Source organism: Empedobacter sp. UBA2044, assembly GCF_002333005.1.
In the GTDB taxonomy this organism is placed as follows: domain Bacteria; phylum Bacteroidota; class Bacteroidia; order Flavobacteriales; family Weeksellaceae; genus Empedobacter; species Empedobacter falsenii_B.
Genome location: NZ_DDBA01000036.1, coordinates 13,357 through 34,848 on the forward strand (window position 1 = coordinate 13,357; position 21,492 = coordinate 34,848).

General features: G+C 32.5%; 15 protein-coding genes and 1 pseudogene. 5 read left to right on the plus strand and 11 right to left on the minus strand.

All coding sequences use genetic code 11. The annotated features are described in order from the left end of the window. Positions 1–60 precede the first annotated feature (60 nt). On the minus strand, positions 61–3,645 hold the full coding sequence (locus B4E59_RS06200; protein WP_291052032.1) for a glycosyltransferase family 117 protein: 3,585 nt from the start codon (positions 3,643–3,645) through the stop codon (positions 61–63). Positions 3,646–3,896: 251 nt separating this feature from the next. On the opposite strand from B4E59_RS06200, the gene guaB reads away from it, so the two are divergent. After that, entirely contained in the window at positions 3,897–5,357 is a 1,461-nt protein-coding gene (guaB, locus tag B4E59_RS06205) for an IMP dehydrogenase (protein WP_291047161.1), read from the plus strand. Between the two features lie 43 nt (positions 5,358–5,400). On the opposite strand, the gene B4E59_RS06210 is transcribed toward guaB, so the two are convergent. The 3 genes from B4E59_RS06210 to B4E59_RS06220 all read right to left on the minus strand — a co-directional run bounded on the left by B4E59_RS06210 (position 5,401) and on the right by B4E59_RS06220 (position 11,680). Further along, positions 5,401–6,786 carry a T9SS type B sorting domain-containing protein gene (locus B4E59_RS06210; RefSeq protein WP_291047106.1) on the minus strand — a complete coding sequence of 462 codons (1,386 nt, stop codon included), beginning with the start codon at positions 6,784–6,786 and terminating at the stop codon, positions 5,401–5,403. Positions 6,787–6,883: 97 nt separating this feature from the next. Next, positions 6,884–8,482, minus strand: a complete 1,599-nt coding sequence (locus tag B4E59_RS06215) for a SusD/RagB family nutrient-binding outer membrane lipoprotein (protein ID WP_286494709.1) — start codon at positions 8,480–8,482, stop codon at positions 6,884–6,886. Positions 8,483–8,497: 15 nt separating this feature from the next. Further along, positions 8,498–11,680: a SusC/RagA family TonB-linked outer membrane protein gene (locus tag B4E59_RS06220; protein WP_291052035.1), complete on the minus strand. Its 3,183-nt coding sequence runs from the start codon at positions 11,678–11,680 to the stop codon at positions 8,498–8,500. Positions 11,681–11,782: 102 nt separating this feature from the next. Between B4E59_RS06220 and rnhB the strand changes: the two genes are divergently transcribed. Beyond that, positions 11,783–12,379 carry a ribonuclease HII gene (gene rnhB, locus B4E59_RS06225; RefSeq protein WP_280036862.1) on the plus strand — a complete coding sequence of 199 codons (597 nt, stop codon included), beginning with the start codon at positions 11,783–11,785 and terminating at the stop codon, positions 12,377–12,379. Between the two features lie 63 nt (positions 12,380–12,442). Here rnhB and coaD read toward each other — a convergent pair whose 3' ends face one another. After that, a complete protein-coding gene (coaD, locus tag B4E59_RS06230) occupies positions 12,443–12,904 on the minus strand; it encodes a pantetheine-phosphate adenylyltransferase (protein WP_115001540.1) in 462 nt (153 codons plus the stop codon). Further along, positions 12,892–13,881 (minus strand): D-alanine--D-alanine ligase, encoded by a 990-nt coding sequence (locus B4E59_RS06235; protein WP_291052041.1) that lies wholly within the window; start codon positions 13,879–13,881, stop codon positions 12,892–12,894. The genes coaD and B4E59_RS06235 overlap by 13 nt, the downstream gene beginning before the upstream one ends. A 91-nt stretch (positions 13,882–13,972) precedes the next feature. On the opposite strand from B4E59_RS06235, the gene B4E59_RS06240 reads away from it, so the two are divergent. The 3 genes from B4E59_RS06240 (at position 13,973) to B4E59_RS06250 (ending at position 17,356) form a co-directional block, all read left to right on the plus strand. Beyond that, entirely contained in the window at positions 13,973–14,941 is a 969-nt protein-coding gene (locus B4E59_RS06240) for a PASTA domain-containing protein (protein WP_291052044.1), read from the plus strand. An 11-nt stretch (positions 14,942–14,952) separates the two neighbouring features. Next, a complete protein-coding gene (locus B4E59_RS06245; protein WP_291052048.1) occupies positions 14,953–16,044 on the plus strand; it encodes an RluA family pseudouridine synthase in 1,092 nt (363 codons plus the stop codon). A gap of 76 nt (positions 16,045–16,120) precedes the next feature. After that, positions 16,121–17,356: a DEAD/DEAH box helicase gene (locus tag B4E59_RS06250; protein ID WP_291052050.1), complete on the plus strand. Its 1,236-nt coding sequence runs from the start codon at positions 16,121–16,123 to the stop codon at positions 17,354–17,356. A gap of 64 nt (positions 17,357–17,420) precedes the next feature. Here B4E59_RS06250 and B4E59_RS06255 read toward each other — a convergent pair whose 3' ends face one another. From B4E59_RS06255 to B4E59_RS06270, 5 genes and pseudogenes are all read right to left on the minus strand, one after another. Then, on the minus strand, positions 17,421–18,581 hold the full coding sequence (locus tag B4E59_RS06255) for a dicarboxylate/amino acid:cation symporter (protein ID WP_291052053.1): 1,161 nt from the start codon (positions 18,579–18,581) through the stop codon (positions 17,421–17,423). A gap of 79 nt (positions 18,582–18,660) precedes the next feature. Then, the gene (locus B4E59_RS06260) at positions 18,661–19,920 is read right to left on the minus strand and encodes a CinA family nicotinamide mononucleotide deamidase-related protein (protein ID WP_291052057.1); all 1,260 of its coding nucleotides are present in this window, start codon (positions 19,918–19,920) and stop codon (positions 18,661–18,663) included. Positions 19,921–19,967: 47 nt separating this feature from the next. Beyond that, complete coding sequence (locus B4E59_RS06265; protein WP_291052060.1) at positions 19,968–20,150, minus strand: hypothetical protein; 183 nt, start codon at positions 20,148–20,150, stop codon at positions 19,968–19,970. A gap of 27 nt (positions 20,151–20,177) precedes the next feature. Next, positions 20,178–20,243 (minus strand): annotated as a pseudogene (locus tag B4E59_RS14660) (hypothetical protein); the annotation flags it as partial. A 472-nt stretch (positions 20,244–20,715) separates the two neighbouring features. Next, a partial coding sequence (locus B4E59_RS06270) for a GLPGLI family protein (RefSeq protein ID WP_291052063.1) occupies positions 20,716–21,492 on the minus strand: 777 nt, incomplete at its 5' end.

Below are 21,492 nucleotides of genomic sequence, written 5' to 3' on the forward strand. Positions count from 1 at the left end.
TATATTACATAAAAAGCTCCAAAATAATTTTTGGAGCTTTTCTATTTTTATTGATTTGACTTATTGTCCGACCATTTTGTATAAAATATTCTGTTGTTGTTTCGCATAATTGGTATCAATTTCTGCTGCTACACCAATCATTTCGTCTAAATAATTAAACTGATTCATGATTTTTGCTTGATCAGCTGCATCAACTTTTCCATCTGCCACAACTTCTTTATATAAGGTTTCGAATTTCTTCAAAACAGGATTATAAGCAGATTCAAAAATTTTCAGTGCTTTTTCTTTATCACCTCTTTCACTTAAAGCGGAAGCTTCGTTGTAGATTGACATCATCAAATCATTCTTAGCCGCGGCTAAATCTGAACCAATTGAATATCCTTTCCCTGAAGGCAACGACTCAAAGAAAGCTATTTTCGCATTTGCCTCTTTACGAACATGAGCAAACAATTCTTGCGCTTTTTTATCCTCACCAGCTTTCAAATAAATCCCAGCAATTCTACTTACTCCATAACCAATATCGTATTTCGCTAAAGCAGGAATTTCTAGCATTACTTTATCTAAAACTGTAATCGCTTCTTTTTTGCGTCCAGCATTCAATAAATCATCTGCTAAACGAACTGCAGTATTTCTATAAGAAGATGTGTAGTTACGCTCTGTCAAACTAAATGAAGCATCAGGATTATTGTATCCAGACCATTTGTAAGAATTGAATGTTCTTAACAACATATCATTATCAGAAGCTCCAATAATTCCTCCTTTACCAAAAGGGGTATAAATCGGAACTAATTTATAACTCATTCCAGCATTCAATAAATAATCATTCATGTAGAATGTATTTTCTGGATCAGAAATTCCTCCACCACTAAAGTAAATAGGACGATCCCAATTGTATTTCGCCATCATTGACAACAACAATAAATTGTTTTTGAACAAACTTGATGCTTTGATATTAATTGTGATTGAATCAACCATTTTATCGGCATCTTTTGCACTTACAATTCCGTATTTTAGAGCGTTTGCTTTATTTACAGGAACTACAATTTTAGAAACAGGTAAATAATTTGCTTGTCCAATTGAATAACCAAAATAATCTGCTAAAGCTTGTTTTTCTGGTGATTTATTATCTAAAATAAAATCCATCGCTTCTTTAGCGGTCATACTATCTGTCGTTAAATATTTTTGTAAAGGTTTTAAACTTTTATAAACTGACATCACTTGGTTTGGATCAATTTCAGGATCAGATAAATATTGAGCAACTTGCTCGATTGGCATTTGACTTAACGTTTCTAATGTTTGATTAGATCCTGGTTTGATGAAACCATTTATTTGATCAAAAATATTTTTAATTGAACCTCCAACCACAAAAATTTGATCGTTAGTTCCAGATTGATAATCTTTCGGTTTCAAATCACTTGGAAGAGGCGCTGCATTGTACGTTCTACGTAACAATTGTTCTAAATTCCATGGAGAAGCAGCCAACGTTAAATTCGCAATTTTTACATCATCACGGAAATTTTCGGTTTCTTGTAATCCCCAAAGTGGATAAGTATCATTGTCTCCATAGACAAAAAGAATAGCGTTTTTATCGAGCGGATTCAGATAATTGTAAGCTAAAGAATAAGCTACAGAACGCTCTGAACGATCGTGATCATCCCAGTTTTGAGCTCCCATTAAAATTGGAATACCAGCTAAAATAACTGTCGTTCCAATTGCTAAAGATGGTTTCAATTCTTGCTTCATCAATTTCTGAAGTAATAAATAAACTCCTTGTACACCCAATCCTGCCCAAATCGCAAATGCATAAAAACAACTTACCAATGCATAATCACGTTCACGAGGCTCGAAAGGTTTTACAGATGTGTAAAAGATGATTCCGACACTTGTTAAAATAAACAATGACAACAATGACCACCAGTTAACAAAATTTCTGTTTAATTGTGTAAATAACCCGATTAAACCTAAGAATAATGGTAACATGAAATATACATTTGTTCCATCATTTCTATATTCATCTGGTAATTTTGATTGATCTCCTAAACGTGGATTATCAATAAATGGAATTCCTGAAATCCAATTACCTTTTGTAATCTCGAAATTACCTTCTAAATCGTTTTGGCGACCAGAGAAATTCCACATAAAGTAACGGATAAACATATAGTTGATTTGGTAATCAATAAAGTAATTAAATTGTTCACCAAATGTAGGTGGTTCGATATCTAAAATCTCACCATATTTCTTAAGTTCTGCAACTTTTAATTGTCTGTTTTGACGTTTCTCAACCAATTGCGCGTACATTTGTTGCGCTTCTTTATCACCCGCATATTGTGCATTCAAAGAGAATTTTGGAAAAGCATAAACTGCCGCATAATTCTCCATCACACCTGGGTCTGGACTGAACATTTTAGGGAAAAACTTCACATATTTATCTTCATATGTATAATCTAAACGATCCGAAACTTTCAAATATTTTCCTGTACGTTTATCCTTAATATATTCAGAACTACGAACTGTACTTTCTGGTGCTCCGTTAGTATCACGCTTGATTCCGTCACTTGCAATATGAGCCGTAAAAACTGGTCCGTACATCACAGGCCAAGAACCATATTGTTCACGATTAAAATAATCTAAAACACCCAAAGCTGTATCAGGATCATTCAAATTCATGTGAGGATTTGCGTTTGCACGAATCGGAATAACTAACCAACATGAGAAACCAATCAACATAAAAATCACACACCACGAAATTGTATTCAATAATGCTGAACCATATTTCTGAGTTAATTTAATCGCAAAATAGAAAACTGCAATTAAAATAATAGTGGCGATAATTGTTCCTGAATTAAAAGGCATTCCCAAATTATTTACTACATAAATCTCTGTTCTTCCAAAGAATGTCATCACAACTGGGAAAATTATTTTGAATACAAAAGCTAAGATAATCAACGTAATTACATTTGTGATTAAGAAACTTTTGATTGTAAATCTATATTTTCGAGCATAATATACAAAACAAACTGCTGGAATTGCTAGCATTGCCATTAAGTGAACACCAATCGATAAACCAATTACCAACGAAATAATTACTAACCATTTGTTTCCTCTAGGTGTATCTGCTACTTGATCCCATCTTGTAATCAGCCAAAATAATAGCGCAGTAAAGAAAGATGCCATTGCATAAACTTCTCCTTCTACCGCAGAAAACCAGAATGTGTCGCTAAACATAAAAATTGCAGCTCCAACTAATCCACTTCCTAATGTTATAATTTTTTGAGAAGCATTTAGTTCAATCGCATCAACATTCATTGGTTCTTGCGTTTTTGCAAACATTTTTCGAGCAAAATATGTAATTGTCCAAAACAAAAACATAATTGTTCCTGCACTATACAAGGCAGATGTACTGTTGATTAATATGGCGTATTTGCTTCCGTCACCAAAAGCTAAACCAGACCAAACTGCTCCCATTATTTGGAACAAAGCTGCCCCTGGTGCATGCGTAATTCCCAATTTTGCTGATGATACAATGTACTCACCACAATCCCACAAACTCAGGTAACGCTCCATCGACGCCAAATACAATATTGTCGCTATCAAGAACATCGCAACACCCAAGATGTTGTTCCACTTTTTGAAATTTATATCCATTTTGTTTTAATAAACTATCTTGCGAAAATAAGATAAAAAATTGATATAGCTTAGGATTGAAATGATTAAATTCTGATTAGAATCTCATCTAAACAATATAGATTTATCGAATATTTTAAAATTAATTTTAAAGTTTCTAATCGATTCATTTACATATTAACAAAACATCAAATCCTACAAAATAAAGATACATTTTATCAAATAGTTTTGATTCTAAACTTTTTTCATCTAAATTTGCAATGCAAAAAGCAATGCCTTTAACAGACAAAATTCTACAAACGGGCTTCACTTTTGACGATGTGTTATTAGTGCCAGCCTACTCAGAGATATTACCGAACCAAGTATCTCTACAAACAAGATTCACAGACAATATCACACTTAACATTCCGATAGTTTCTGCTGCGATGGATACTGTATCCGAAGCAAGATTAGCAATTGCATTAGCGCGTGAAGGAGGTTTATCTTTCGTGCATAAAAATATGTCTATCGAAGAACAATCGAACGAAATTGATATGGTAAAACGTTCAGAAAACGGTATGATTTCTGACCCAATCACATTATCGCGTCACCACACATTACAAGATGCTGTTCATTTAATGGAGAAATATAAAATCTCTGGATTACCAGTTGTGGAAGATGATAGAACATTGGTTGGTATTATAACAAACCGTGATATTCGTTACCAAGAAAACTTTGATCAATTGGTCGAAGATGTCATGACAAAAGAAAATATCGTTACATCTGATATTGATACTGATCTTAAAAAAGCGAAAGAAATTCTTTCTCGTTACCGCATCGAAAAATTACCAATCGTTGACGAAAACAATAAATTAATCGGGTTAATTACGATTAAAGACATTGACAATTTAACAGAATTTCCAAATGCATGTAAAGACTCTAAAGGTCGTTTACGTGTTGGAGCTGGAGTTGGTGTTGGAAATGATACGTTAGAGCGTGTTCAAGCCTTGGTTAATAAAGGTGTTGATATCGTTGCTTTAGATTCTGCACATGGACATTCTGCAGGTGTAATTAGTAAAGTCGCTGAAGTAAGAAATGCTTTTCCTGGATTAGATATCGTAGGTGGAAACATTGTAACTGCCGAAGCTGCAAAAGCATTAATAGATGCTGGTGCAAATGCTTTAAAAGTTGGTGTTGGACCTGGTTCTATTTGTACAACTCGTGTTGTAGCTGGTGTTGGAGTACCTCAACTTTCTGCTATTCATGATGTACATTCTTATGCAAAAACAAGAAATGTATCAATTATTGGAGATGGTGGAATCAAATTATCAGGTGATATTGTAAAAGCAGTTGCTGCTGGTGCAAACGTGGTGATGTTAGGAAGTCTATTCGCAGGAACGGATGAAGCACCAGGAGAAGAAATTATTTTCCAAGGACGTAAATTCAAAGCCTACCAAGGAATGGGTTCTTTAGCTGCAATGAAACGTGGTTCTAAAGATCGTTATTTCCAAGCCGATGCGAAGAAATTAGTTCCAGAAGGTATTGAAGGTCGTGTTCCTCACAAAGGTTCTATTGCAGAAGTTGTTTACCAACTATGTGGTGGTTTGCGAGCTGGAATGGGATACTGTGGAACTCCAACTATTCAAGATTTAATTGAAAACGGAAAATTTGTTCGTATCACAGGTGCAGGTTTAAATGAATCTCATCCGCATGATGTTGTGATTACAAAAGAAGCTCCTAATTATTCGAATTAAGAATTATCAATATATTAAACAAAATAGCAAGCTAATTGGCTTGCTATTTTGTTTTTAAAACGATATATCCTGTTTTAAGTGTCTCTTTATCATCTTTTATTATAAACCAATAAGTCCCTGTTGGCAATACAAAATTATTATGTTTACCGTTCCAAGGCAAAATATCATTTACGATTCCATTCGCAACTATTTTACCATATCTATCAAAAATCTGAATTTTAGCATTTTTATAAAAATCTTTATTTCTCAAACTCCAAGTGTCATTAATTCCATCACCATTTGGTGATAAAAAATTGAAGCCGTTTGCAATATCAAAAGGTATAGGTCCAAAAACACAACCTAATTTAGTTTTATACCAAATACTAATTAAATCTGCTGTTTGATTGAAAAATGTACCACTATTCTGAAAAGTAATGCCATCTAAAGAATAACTATCAATATTAGCATTTGGAAAAGGAATTATCGTAATACTATTAGAAGTTGCAGTTACTTTTTCTATACGCGATCTTTCTTTCTCCGGAATCACATTAATTTTGAGACTTGATTTACAACCCAAATCATTATCAAAATAGACAATCCACTCTCCCAAGGCATCAACTTTCACTTCTTTTTTAGTTGATTTTAAATCTCCATTAAAATACCATTCGTAATTAGATTGATTATCTGGACCATTAACCACAAAAGGAGTTCCACAAAACTCAAATTCAGTTTTATCCATTTGAGTGGAATAATCTTTTAATTTTAGCTCTATTACAGAATACGATACACATTGCTTTGAAAAATCTTTAAACGATATTTTCAAATAAACTTTATGCTCCTCTGTTGGATGAATCAGATAATTTCTCCAATCAGATTCTTGGATTAGATTCTTATCCAAAGTCATATCCAGTTGAGTTTTATAAAGACTAAATACTAAAATTCGTTCATCTGTAGGTACATTTATAAATGCTTCAATTAAAGAAATTTTGGTTAAATCATACTTTTCATAATTTGCTTCTATACAACCAAAAATAGATTCGCCGTTTAATCCAGGTGGGGTTCTATTCCTATTGTAAATGACTTGAACTGGAAAAGTTTCTATCGGATTATGTAACGTATTCTCTATAAATTTAAAATAAAATATCTTCCTTTCTTTATCTCCATCATCTATTGTAAAAATCCTTTTCACTCTAGGATATTCTATTGTAAAATTAGAATTTTTATAAACACGCCCGTTGTGTGTATATTTTATAGGATCTAAAGTTGGGTTTTGTCTATAAAATTCCGCTTGAATTTCATCTAGATCTGTAGGTGTTTCTATGATTAAATCATTATTAAAATTATAACCTAAACATTTATTAATTTCTACCTTTCTTATAGTCGATTGACCTAAAACAGTACATAGTATATTAAAACAACTTATAAAAAAAACAAACCTTATACCTTTCATAAACATTATCTTCTAGTGAAATTACGATTTTTTTTTCATAAAAAAACAGCTACTTCAGTAGAAGTAGCTGTAAAGTATTAAGAAAAATGTGATACTATTATTTAGCAAAAAATAATTTAGAATCAATTTCATCACCATTGCTTAATTTAGATGAAGCATCTTTATAATTCGCTCCATTTAACGATGGTTGTGTAATTGGATAACGTACACGTGCTGGCAAGTCTTTAGCAACAACATTACCTGACATTAATGGAGTAAATGTATAAGTAGCTCCATTATTATCTTTTGCTGTTTGACCTGGTAATAATAAAATTCCTCCATTTGGATAACCTGTTCTACGGTATTCATTCCAAGCTTCAGCTCCTTGCATGTATAATGCAATATATTTCTGCGTAATAACGTTTTCTTGATTTGCAGCTGGTAATGCATTTACATAAGCTGTAGCTTTAGTTGCATCAACACCCCATTTATCCATAGAGGCTTGTACACCTGCTTTATAATGAGTTGCATCCCATCCATTAATTTCTGATAAGATAAACTCTACTTCAGCATATTCCATTAATACTTCAGCAAAAGTAGGCGTCATTACATACTTAGAAGTAAATGAAAGTTTAGCTGTTTCATTATTTAGTGATAACATTGTATCTGGAAGACCATAAGGCATACCTTGATATTTTGTTAGATCATCAGTATCAGAATATGATGCTGGATATACTTGAGACTTTTTAAGACCAATAGGTGCTGCATAAACTTGTAAACGAGGATCCACTCCAAAGTTTTTTGTTGATTGACCTTTTAACAAGTTAATAAACTGTTTATTCGTCGCAAAATCTGTACGCATACTTCCTGTAAAGAAAGTTGCCCAAAATGGAGATCCTTCTGCAGCAGAACTACCAAAGTTTTGAGCTGCATTATCATCATTCGATGTAAATACTCCTTTTGCAATTGCATCTGTGATATGAGCGTTTGCTGAAGGCAATTTAGCTTTTACACGGTTAGCAATTCTTAAACGCAAAGAGTTTGCAAATTTTTTCCATTTAGCAACATCTCCTCCATAGATATTATCCCCACTAGAAAAACCAGACGCATTCACATCCAATTGCTCTGATGCCTCTTTTAATTCTTTTAACAAATCTTCATAAATAACTTGTTGAGAAACATATTTAGGTGCAGCGTAATCATCAATTTGTAAAGCTTGGAAATCTGCATTTTTATTCCCGTGAGACCAATATGGTACATCACCAAAACTTGACACTAATTGATCAAATGTATATGCTAACATTATTCTTGAGATAGCAATTTGATTATCTAAATCACCATACTGTCCCATTTGAGCTGCAGTCTCTGGATTTGTACATTTATCAATAATATCTTTAAAGTTAGATGCTGATCTATATAAAGCATTCCAACCTCCTGAAGTTTGAGTATCACGATATTGATACTTATCTTCTTCAGTATAGTTAATTTGTGCTGTATACTGCATCCAAGGCATTGACATACGTGCAGACCACCAACCATCTCTTGCTGTTGACATTAAATATCTTGTAGCTCCATTAAAAATAGTATATGTAGGTACAATTTCAGGGCTATTCGGATTTTCATTAAGCTCTGCTAATCCATTATCACAAGAAGTGAACATTGCAGTAGAACCTAATAAAGTAGCCATTAATAAATATTTTCCGATATTCTTTTTCATAACTCTTTTTCTAAATTAAAATTGTAATTTAAGATTCATACCAAAAGATCTTGTTGAAGGTAAAGACCCTCCTTCTAATCCTTGTACATTTCCTGAACCTCCTGTAGCAACTTCTGGATCAAAATTCTTATTATCTAACCCCCATGTAGCTAGATTTCTTCCAAATGCAGATACAACTACATTAGAAAATGGTCCAGCCCATTTTTTAGGGAAAGTATATGATAAAGTAACCTCTCTTAATTTGATGTAATCAGAATCAAATACGTTTTGAGATGTTGGTCCTGAATAATAATTTCCAAAATATGAAGATGCATCAACAACTTTTGTATTTTCTGCTGTATTTGTTACTGTATAAGTTCCATCTCCATTTGATTTTACTGAACCAGTAACACCCTGAGAAATTACACCGTTTTCACGCACTCCATTTGCTGCTGTTTCTTCTAACATACCTGAGTACATACCCCACATATTTGTTAAAGCAAAGTATTTACCTCCTTTTTGCACATCTACTAACGCAGATAAAGAAACACCTTTGTAAGTAAATGTGTTACGGAATCCCATGTTATAGTCAGGTAAAACAGAACCTAAATTCTTAACGCCAGAAGATAAATACAATCCGTTAGCCCCAACTACTTTATTACCTTGATCATCATAAATAAAGTCAGTTCCACGGATTTGACCATATTTAGAACCTAACATTGCATAAACCCCAGCTTTAAATGGTGCTTGAGCTAATGTAATAGATTGTAAGTCTCCGTATAATTCTACAATTTTGTTATCATTTTTTGCAAAGTTCCATGCAAAATCCCAAGAAAATTCTTCAGTTTGGATTGGTGTAATCTTCACCATTGCTTCAATACCTTTATTTTCCATTACCCCAGCATTATACCATTTAGCAGTAAACCCAGTTTCAGCAGGAGTTGTATTTTGTACAATTAAGTCGTTTGTTTTTTGTTGATAATAAGTAACATCAAATCCGAAACGATTTTTAAAGAATTGCATTTCTAAACCAACCTCCCAAGAATCTACCATCTCAGGTTTCAAATTTTTATTTGCTTTAGCTAATGGTAATAAATAATAAGGATCTCCTAAATTTGTAGTTCCTGTAAACGTAGAATTAGCATATGTATCAATTAAATTGAAAGGATCTGTATCATTTGCTACACGAGACCAACCTCCACGAATTTTACCAAATGTTAACCAATCTTGTTTAATCAAGTTTGAGAAAACAAACGCTCCAGATACTGAAGGATAAAAATACGAGTTATTTGCTTCTGGTAAAGTAGATGACCAGTCATTACGAGCTGTTACATCTAAATAGAATATATCATAGAATCCAAAAGAAGCACCTGCAAATACAGAATTTACTCTTTTCTTAGATCTATAATTAGATACAGTTGGTGATGCCATTGAGTTAGACAACGAATATAAATTTGGAACAACTAATCCTCCTGAAGTAGCTGCATTTACATTAGATCTTGTCTCATGACGTCTATTAACCCCTGCGAAAGCATTCACACTAAAATCAGTCCATTTCTTTTCATAGTTTAAACGCCCTTCGTAGTTCATCTCTGTAAATTGACGAGTATATAAACTATATCCTGATGTCGCTTGAGATCCTACTGCAACTCTTTCTTGAATTTGTAAGTTATAATGATCTCCATAAACAGCTCCAGTTGCATACAACCCTGGTAAGATGTCATATCTTAATTTTACGTTTCCATAAAAACGATCACGTCTATCGTCAGAAGTATTCTCATTAATAATCCAATATGGGTTATCAGAATATAATGGTGTGGCATTATTCCAAGCAGTTCTGTTCCAAGATAATTGTTCTCCTTTACTGTTTTTATAATTTTTTAAAGCAGCAAAATCTAACGAACGTTGTCCCCATTGATAGAACTTCTGAATAACTGAATTATCTCCATATCCAAACTCAGGACGATTAAATCCATCAGTTCTTACATAGTTCATATCTCCAGAAACTTGAAATTTCTCTCCAAATTTATTGTCAATACCTACATTAACAGTTGTTCTCTTTAATGTAGAATTAGGAATAATACCTGATTGATTTACATTTGATATTGCCAATTTAGCATTTGTATTCTCATAAGATTTAGAGAATGCTGCCGAATTAGTATATGTAATTCCTGTATTATAGAAAGAATCTACATCATGTTCCGGTGATTTCCATTCTCTGGCAACCATATAATTTGTTGGATCTTCTGGGTTAAAGGCATTCCAATGTAATACCATTTGACCATTGTATTTTGGTCCCCAAGATTCATCCATTTGATACTCTACAATATTGTATTGTTTTCCATCTACTGTAATTGTACTAAACGTATCCTTAGATCCACCTCCATAAGATTTTTGAAGCTTAGGACTAATTGCTACTTGATCAAATGAAACCCCCGTGTTAATAGTTATTTCATCACGACCTTTTTTACCTTTTTTAGTCGTAATCATAATTACACCATTAGCACCACGAGACCCATATAAAGCAGATGCTGGACCACCTTTCAATACGTTGATTGATTCAACATCATCAGGGTTCATATCAAAAGCCCCATCTCCATAATCGCGACCTCCACTACCACTTGAAGCACCAGAACCATTAACGTTGTTGTTACTCATTGGTATACCATCGATAACTATCAATGGTCTATTTTCTCCAGTAATAGAACGTAACCCTCTAAGAACAATACGAGTAGACCCTCCTAAGTTACCAGAGTTGTTAGAGATTGACAAACCTGCAACATTTCCTGATAAGGAATTTAAAGGGTTGCTCCCTCTTGCAGCAGAAATCACATCTCCTTTAACTTCTTGCGAAGCATATCCTAATGATTTTTTTTCACGTGTAATACCTAATGCGGTTACTACAGCCCCTTCTAACTCTACTGTATCAGAAGCTTTAAGAGTTACTTTATATTCTGAACCAGCACCAACTGAAAAAGTTTGAGTTGGTAATCCCATTGCTTCTACTGTTACTAAATCTCCTTGTTTAGCTTCAATACTAAACACACCATTTTCGTCAGTGTAAGCTTCTTTTCCTGATGTTGTTTTTACAACAGCATCAGCTACTGGAAGTCCATCAGAGTCTGTTACAGTTCCTGTAACAGTCTTTTCTTGCGCATATAATGAAGTTCCTAAAAGAAGACCTCCTAATACAAACAAGTTTTTTAAATTTCTCCTCATCTGTTAAAACATTTTTAAAACTTTCATAAACTTAAGATTTCTCTAACATTTACAAAACTTTTTTATGCTAAATTTTGATAACTTTGTTAAAAATATAAAAAATTGTACAAAGTTTTATCAAATCACGAATATGAAATAGGTTGCGATGAAGCAGGAAGAGGATGTTTAAGTGGTCCTGTCGTAGCAGCAGCCGTTATTTTGGGAAATGATTTTGAAAATGAAATTATTAATGATTCAAAACAATTATCTGAAAAGAAAAGAAATTCGTTGAGAACATTTATAGAAGAAAATGCTAAATATTGGGCAATTGGAATTGTTTGGCCAAATGAAATTGACGAAATAAACATCTTAAACGCTAGTTTTTTGGCCATGCATAGAGCAATAGATCAATTAGATTGTCCGAAAGATTTGATTGTTGTTGATGGAAATCGTTTTAATAAATATCATGATGTCCCACACAAATGTATTATAAAAGGTGATTCAAAATATATGAATATTGCGGCAGCATCTATTTTAGCAAAAACGTATCGTGATGAATATATGGAAAAAATCCATGAAGAATTTCCAATGTACGATTGGAAAAAAAACAAAGGTTACCCGACAAAAGCTCATCGATTAGCAATAAAAGAATTTGGAGCTACTCCTTATCATAGGATGACATTTAAGTTATTACCAGATCAATTAAGCTTAGATTTATAGAAAATAAAAATGAGAGCATTATATAATGCTCTCGTTTTATATATAATATTATATAACGTTATTCTAAATCCTCACAACATCTGGAACTAATATCTCATATTTTCCCCCGTTTCGCATGACATCACGAACAATACTTGAACTGATGTAAGCTTTCCCAGAAGATGTCAATAAAAAGATTGTTTCGATATTATGATTTGTAATTGCTCGGTTTGTGTGCGCAATCGCTTTCTCAAATTCGAAATCGGCTGGATTACGAAGTCCACGTAAAATAAATTGTGCATTTACTTCATCACAAAAATCGACAGTCAGACCTTTGTAAGCCATTACTTCTACATTTTCGAATTTCGCAACCGAATCTTCAATAAACTTAATTCTTTGCTCCAAAGAGAACATATAATTCTTCGATGAATTTGTTCCAATTGCAACAATAATCTTGTCAAATAAAGGAACTGCACGCTCTATAATATCTAAATGCCCTAAAGTAATTGGATCAAAAGATCCAGGAAAAACGGCTATTCTATCCATGCTGAAGGTCTATTTAAAGCAAATTCTATTTCACTATCCATCAAATCTTCCAAAGCAATTCCTGCATGAGCAGCTTGCTGAGGAAAAATACTTGCAGGAGAAAAACCTGGCAACGTATTCATTTCAATAAAATGCGGCTCTCCGTTTACAATAATATATTCTGAACGCGAAAAACCAGACATATTAATACATTTATATGCTTTAGCCGCAATTTCTCTTACTCTTGCTTCAACTTCTGGTGTTAAACGAGCTGGCGTAATTTCGTCAGACAAACCATTATATTTTGCATCATAATCAAAAAATTCTGTGTGCGAAACAATTTCTGTAATTCCCAACACCATTGTTTCTCCTTTGTAATTTAAAACTCCGACCGATACCTCAGTTCCATCTAAGAAAGATTCGATCAAAACTTCTTTATCTTCAAGAAAAGCTTTTTGCATTGCTGCCTCAAATTCTTCTTCTTTATGAACTTTCGAAATTCCTAAACTAGATCCTGAACGATTTGGTTTTACGAAACAAGGTAAACCAACTTGATCAATAATTTCTTTTGCAGAATATTGATCTCCTTGATTAATATAAATTGATTTCGCATGCGGAATTCCATATTTACTCAATACTGCTATACAATCTTTTTTATTAAATGTTAAGGCAGATTGATAAAAAGGGCATCCATTATATGGTAAACCAATCATTTCAAAATACGCTTGCAAATAACCATCTTCTCCTGGTGTACCATGAATTGTATTAAAGACGACATCAAACGTAATTTTTTCTCCATTTTTTTCAAATGAGAAATCACCTTTATTGATTGGATATTTTTCGCCATCAATTTCGGCAAACCAACCTTCTTTTAAGATTCGAACCCTTGTTCTGTCGTACTTTTCTGGATTTAGACTTGAGTAAATTAACTCGCAACTTTTCAACGAAATCACGCTTTCATCCGTATATCCACCTGCTACAACTGCTACTCTTAACATGTTTAATTTAAAATTTATTCAAATATAGAACTTTGACATCAATCATAAATATTATTTTTAAACTATATTTGTGCGACAATTTATCATTTCAATGAAAGGAGTAAAATCAATCATTCAAGTTTTGCTGAATGTAGCTATTGTAATAGCGCTATCATTTGGGCTTTACCATTTTATTTTTAACATTTGGTTAGATTCGTATACAAATCACAATGAATTTGTTGAAGTTCCGGATTTATCTAAAATGAATATTACTGATGCTACAGCTAAGTTAGAAGAACTTGGTTTGACATACGAAGTAGATAGTTCTCGTTTTGATCCAAATACGAAACCTTTTGCTATTATGGATTTTTATCCTGCAGCAGAATCGCGTGTAAAAGAAGGTCGTCGTATCTTTATTAAGTCAAATCCGAAAACTTATCGTCCAGTTGAATTACCAGATTTAATTGGAAAATCAAAACGTTTGGCGTTTACACAATTAGAAATTTCTGGTCTTAAAATTGGAAAAATAATTTACGAACCAGATTTAGCAAAAGATGCCGTTCTTAAAATATTATACAACGGAAAAATTGTAAAAGCAGGCGAACAATTACCTCGTTTTGCGACAGTTGATTTGGTGTTAGGACGCGGGATGCTATCAGGAGTTAGAATGCCTAATTTGGTTAATCTAACATTGACAGAAGCTAAAAAATCAATCAAAGATAATTTCTTCGAGATTGGTCAAATAAAATTTATTGGAGCTTCTCATGATACAATCAACGCAAGAGTAGTTTATCAATTCCCATTTGCTACGGATACTTACGATCAAGGTCAACCAATTGATATTTGGTTATCAACAGAACCTCGAGAAAAAATTAGAACGCAGTTAAAAGAATTGGATATTCAGTACAAAAATTTTGGCGAAGATACTATTAGCGGTACTCAATACAGAGATATTATAACACAAAAAGCTGAACAGCAGATCAAAGATATGCAACAACAGCAACAACAAAATAATCAGCCTACAGAGCAACAAAAGCCTACAGAAGCGCCTAAAGCTCCGGAAGAGATTATTATAGAATAGAAAGAGAATAAATGACAGAAGATTTAGAAGATTTCTTACAAGAGGAAAACGACAATAAATTATACGAGCATTTTTCAATAACGGTTGACAAAGGTCAATCGTTATTGCGTATAGATAAGTTCTTAATGGTTAGAATTGAGAACGCAACAAGAAATAAAATTCAACAAGCAGCTGATAACGGAAACATTTTAGTTAACAATGAATCTGTAAAATCGAATTACAAAGTAAAGCCTGGAGATTTTATACAGATTATGTTAGAAACTCCTCCACGCGAAAATGAAGTTATAGCAGAAGATATTCCGATCAAAATTATTTACGAAGACGATCAAGTTGTCGTAATTGATAAAGAACCTGGAATGGTTGTACATCCTGGACATGGAAATTACACAGGAACTTTGGTAAATGCCCTAAAGTTTCATTTTGATAATTTACCATCAATGTCAGATCAAATGGAGCGTCCTGGTTTGGTACATCGTATAGATAAAGACACAAGCGGACTTTTGGTTATTGCGAAAACAGAAGTTGCAATGACAAGTTTAGCAGAACAATTTGCAGCTCACACAACAGACCGTTTATACAATGCTTTGGTTTGGGGAGTTTTGGCAGAACAAGAAGGAACAATTACAGGACATATTGGTCGACACTTAAAAGATCGTATGCAAATGGCAGTTTTTCCTGAAGGAGATCAAGGTAAACATGCTGTGACACATTATAAAGTAATGGAGAATTTTTCTTACGTTACATTGGTCGAATGTAAATTAGAAACAGGTCGTACACATCAAATTCGTGCTCATTTCAAACATTTGGGTCATCCATTATTCAATGATGCTCGTTATGGTGGAGATCGCATTTTGAAAGGAACAACATTCAACAAATACAAACAGTTTGTTGACAATTGTTTCGCTGCTTGTCCTCGCCAAGCTTTACACGCACGCACATTAGGATTTGATCATCCTACAACAGGAGAACGTATGTATTTCGAATCTCCGATGCCTGCTGATATGATAGATATTTTAGAACGTTGGAGAAATTATTCAGTAAACTCTGTTCATGCAACAGAACCTGATGAAAAAATTGATCGCAACGCAAAAGAAATGGAATAGATTTATTTTTAATTATAAAGCACTTCTACGGAAGTGCTTGTCTATTTCTATATATAAACTTACACGATTTTAATCAATGAATTTTTCAGAATTAAATATAATTGAACCAATTTTAAAAGCAATTGAAGAAGCTGGATATACAGAACCAACCGAAATTCAAGAGCAATCTATTCCTTTAGTTTTAGAAGGAAATGATATTATTGGTTGCGCACAAACAGGAACAGGAAAAACGGCATCTTTTGCAATTCCTATTCTACAAAACTTAACAAATTCTCCGAGCAAAGGAAGAAAAATTAGAACATTAATTTTAACGCCAACGCGTGAATTAGCCATTCAAATCAACGAAAGTTTTAAATTATATGGTAAAAATTTACCGTTAAAACATTTGGCTATTTTTGGAGGTGTTAATCAAAATCCACAAATTGGAGCCATCAAAAATGGTGTTGATATTTTAATTGCAACGCCTGGTCGTTTGTTAGATTTGATTGGACAAGGACATTTAAAAATTAATCAAATAGAGATTTTTGTTTTAGATGAAGCCGATCGTATGTTGGATATGGGATTTGTTCATGAAATCAAAAAGATTTTAGAAATCATTCCAAAAGAAAGACAATCACTTTTCTTTTCGGCAACAATGCCAAAAAACATTCGAAAATTCTCTCATTCAGTTCTTCGTCGTCCAAAAGAAGTTAGCGTAACACCTGTTTCTTCAACCGCCGAAACGGTTGAGCAATTTGTTTATCATGTTGACAAAGACATGAAAGTAAAACTTTTGGTTAGCATTTTAAACGAACATCCTGAAGATCGTACTTTGATTTTTACACGTACAAAACACGGCGCAAATCGTTTGGTAAGACACTTGGAAAAAGCAGGAATTCCAGCTGCTGCAATTCATGGTGATAAATCTCAAAATGCAAGACAACGTGCTTTAAATGATTTCAAAGAAGAAAAATTAAAAGTATTAATTGCGACTGATATTGCTGCTCGTGGAATCGATATTGATCAATTACCTTATGTGATCAATTACGAATTATCGAATGTTCCTGAAACGTATGTACATCGAATTGGACGTACTGGTCGTGCAGGACGAGAAGGAAAAGCAATTTCTTTATGTGCTGCTGATGAAAGAGGAGATTTGGCAAATATTGAGAAATTAATTGGTAATTATGTGACAGTAATTAAAACGCCAAAAGAGTTTTATAAATTACCTGACGCGAATAGCAACAATAATAATTTTAAGAAAAATAATACTGGTTTTAAACCTAAAAAAGATACGAAACCAAAGAATCCTCATCGAGGAAGAAGAAAATAGAACATAAAAAAATCACTTCGAAATGAAGTGATTTTTTTTTATATTTTTCACAGATGAGTTGAAATTATTTATCTTCAGCATATTTATCTACAATCATGCTCAATGCACCATCAGTTGTAATGTTACACGCAGTTCCAAAACTATCCTGTAATGCGAAAATAGTCAAGATTAAAGCAACTCCAGCTTCATCAAATCCTAAAACATTTGAAATTAGTCCTAACGAAGCGACAACTGTTCCGCCCGGAACTCCAGGTGCACCAACAGCAAAAACGCCTAAAAGCAAGACAAAAGTTACCATTGTTCCAACATCTGGAATATGACCATATAAGACTTGCGAAACCGTCATCACAAAGAAAACTTCCGTCAAAACCGAGCCACATAAGTGTGTATTCGAGAAAAATGGAATCGTAAAATTAGAAATCGTAGGTTTAATTACCTTACTATCATTCACCGCTTTTACCGCAACTCCCAAAGACGCCGCCGAAGACATTGTTCCAACTGCCGTTAAATAAACAGGTGGATAATATTTTAAAAGTTTGAATGGATTTGTTTTATGATAAAATCCTGCGATTGTATACATTAATGTCATCCAAATAAAATGACCAACAATAACAATCAAAATTACTTTCAAGAAAACTGGTAATTGTTTTTCAATAGAACCTTCGTAGCTTAAAATTGCAAAATTCGCAGCAATGAAAAAAGGTAAAATCGGGATCAAAACTTTGTTTACCAAAAGAATCACAATATCTTTGAATTGATCAAAAATCTTTTCTAATTCCTTCGCTTTTGTAATCAAAATTCCCATTCCCAACATCAACGAAATAACCAATGCTGTCATTACCGAAAAAATTGGCGGAATATCTAATTGAAATAAAATTTTTGGAACTTCTCGCAACGAATCAACAGAAGTTGGAATTGATAAGTTTGGAATGATTTGATAACCTGCAATTATCGAAAATAACCCCGCTCCTATTGAAGATAAATATGAAATTAATAATGAAAAACCTACTATTTTAGCAGTACCTTCTCTTAATTTCGTAATTGAAGAGACGATAAAACCAATTACAATTAAAGGAACCAAAAAGAAAATTAATTGCCCTGTAAAATATTTTAAGGATAAAACAACTTGAATTGTATTTTCGTTCAGATAATTTCCTAAAACCAAACCGGCAATCACACCCAAAAGCAATCGAAATAATGTATTGCTCGCAATCTTTTTTAACATTTGACACAAAATTTACGACAAATATAAACTCTATTAATTTAATAGACTAAATATGTTTTAGAAAATACCTTTAATTCTATTAACACTCCTCTCTCACAAACTGAATTGCCAAATTAAGTGCATTATTGGAAACAATTTTGATGAAATCTTCTCGATCTAAATAGGGATAAAAATATTTTTTATTCAATGTTGTATGACCATTTGTGATCGAAATCCAAGCCGTTCCAACTTCTTTTCCGTCTTCGCCTTTGTTTGGACCAGCAACACCAGTTGTAGAAATGCCAATTTCTGTTTTTAATTGATTTCGAACACCTTTTGCCATTTGTTCAGCAACTTTTTCCGAAACAACTGTAAATTCATCAATATCAGATTGATTTACGTTAAGCAAATTTACTTTTACCGAAGTGTCGTATGAAACAATAGTTCCGAAATAATAAGCAGAACTTCCCGAAACAGATGTGATTAAACTTGCTATATTTCCTCCAGTACAACTTTCGGCAGTCGAAATTGTCAATCCTTTTTCTTTTAAAACATCACCCAAAACTTGTTGCGCATTTCCAGAATTTTCTGAAATTAGATAATTACCAGCAATTAATTTGAATTGATTAATCTGATGTTGAATTTTATTTTGTAAAAACTCTTTATTCGTTCCAAAAGCTGAGAATCGTAAATCAATCGATGTTCTGTTTGGTAAATATGCCAAATGAATAAATTCGGGCAAATTATTTTCCCATTCTTCAACTAATAGAGCCAAATCACTTTCAGGAATTCCACTGATCAAAATATCACGATGAACAATAGTTTCTGATTGAAATTGGTTTTGTAATCTCGGAATAATATCATCACGTATCAAACCTTTCATTTCAAAAGGAACACCTGGTAAATTGATGATAATTTTATCATTAATTGTAGTCCAAAGACAAGGCGCTGTTCCATATTTGTTCTGAATAAAAGTTGATTTTTCTGGAATTAATGATTGATCTTGATTCAAACTATTTAACTCTTTTACGTAACCTCTTGATTGAAATAATTGAACAATGTTTTCTAAAATTTTAGGTTCTTGAATTAATTCACAATTCAAAAATTGACACAAAGCTGCTTTGGTTTTATCATCTTTTGTTGGTCCTAAACCTCCTGTTACAATTACAATATCTGATTTAGAAATTCCTCGATCGAAAGCTTCAATAATATGACTCATTTCGTCTTGAACAGAAATAATTTCTTCCACTTCAATCCCAATCGTATTCAATTGTTTGGCGATAAATGCAGAATTTGTATCCACAATTTGTCCGATAAGAATTTCATCACCAATTGTGAGTAATGTTGCTTTAATTTTCATACATAAAAAAACTTGCTTAAAGTTAAGCAAGTTTCGTGTTTTTATAATTATTTTTCAACTCCTTGATTGCTGGATTCTCGTTGAATTTGGTTTGAATTTTCTATCATTTTAAGGAATTCTGCTTGAGAAACTTTCTTTAATTGATTATTGATTTTGAAAACAGGAGCTTTTTTTGAATCTTTTTTCTTGATTGCATTCCAAGAAATTATTACTTCAATATCATCTCTCATATATTTATAATGCAATTCTAAAATCAAACCTTTTGTTCCATAAAGTTTATCTGGCGAATATGCGTACGGAATTTGAGATGTATACCAAGCGATTAAATCATAGTTTTAGTATTTTGCTGTCGCTTCTTTTACTTCAAAACCTAGAATGTTTTTTGTTTTTCCAGTTTCTACGAAACCCACGTTTTGCAAAGAATCGTAAACAAGCAATTTATTTCCTGTAAACATATCTGTTTCATTATAATATAAATTTTCCTTGTAATTAAAAATTGGTTTTTCTCCAATCTCAGATCCTATTCCTATAAAACCTTGCGATTCTTGTTGAGAATTATTTACTTTATCAATGTATTGTGTTTAACTTTCTGTTTGATTGTAGTTAAAACTATAAAATTGATTAGGAATTTTTTTCGTGGTTTTTAAAAATTCTTCACGTTGTTTTTGATCTGGATAATATTGTTTCAAATTTTCTAAAGCTTTATCCGTAATTCAAAATCTATTTCATAAAACTGCGCTTGCGCAAAACTTGAAATAATAATGATGATAATTAGTGTTAATAGTTTTTTCATAGTTAATTTGATTTATCTACACCATTATTGTTATTATATATTTCGTTGCGCTTTTTGTTAGCTTCCTCGAATAATTTTTCACTATCTTCTTCAGTTATTATTGGTGCATTAGAGGCTTTTTTGAATTTATATTTATCTATTTTTTTCAAAGATTGTACACGAACAAAATTATTTATCTTACCTGCTTCATGCACCATATAATAATTCATTTCCAAAACAAAACCATCAATAGGTTGAATATTTGCTGGCATAAAATTGAAAGGAATATCTTTTGTAAACCAAATTTCTAAGTCAAATTTATCGAACTTTGTTGTTGCTTTATACGTCTTATAGCCTAATATATCTTTAGTTTCAGAAGTGAAGTTCCATTCCAACTTCTTTAAATCAGATTTTATAGTATATTTTTTACCATAAATATCAATTGGCAAATAATTTGCATTTTCAGAAAAAGAAGTGTAACTGTATCCAAAACTTAAACCTGGGACAGATTTTTTAATTGAACCTTTATACTCTTGTTCATTGTTTATTTTTTCTTGTTCGAATGTGTTTTGTTCAGTTTTCGAAGAATAAATTTTGAAATCTAAAGCTGGTGGATTTGAATTTTGCTCAATATTCCATTTTCGTTGTTCAGGATCTTGAATATTTTTAAAAAATTCTAAACCTTTTTCAGTGTAGTCAATTTTGTGTTTTGTTTCAACTAAAACTTCATAAACTTGGGCTTTAACAATAAAAGAAATAAGTAAAAATAAAACAAGTATTTTTTTCATATCAGTATATTT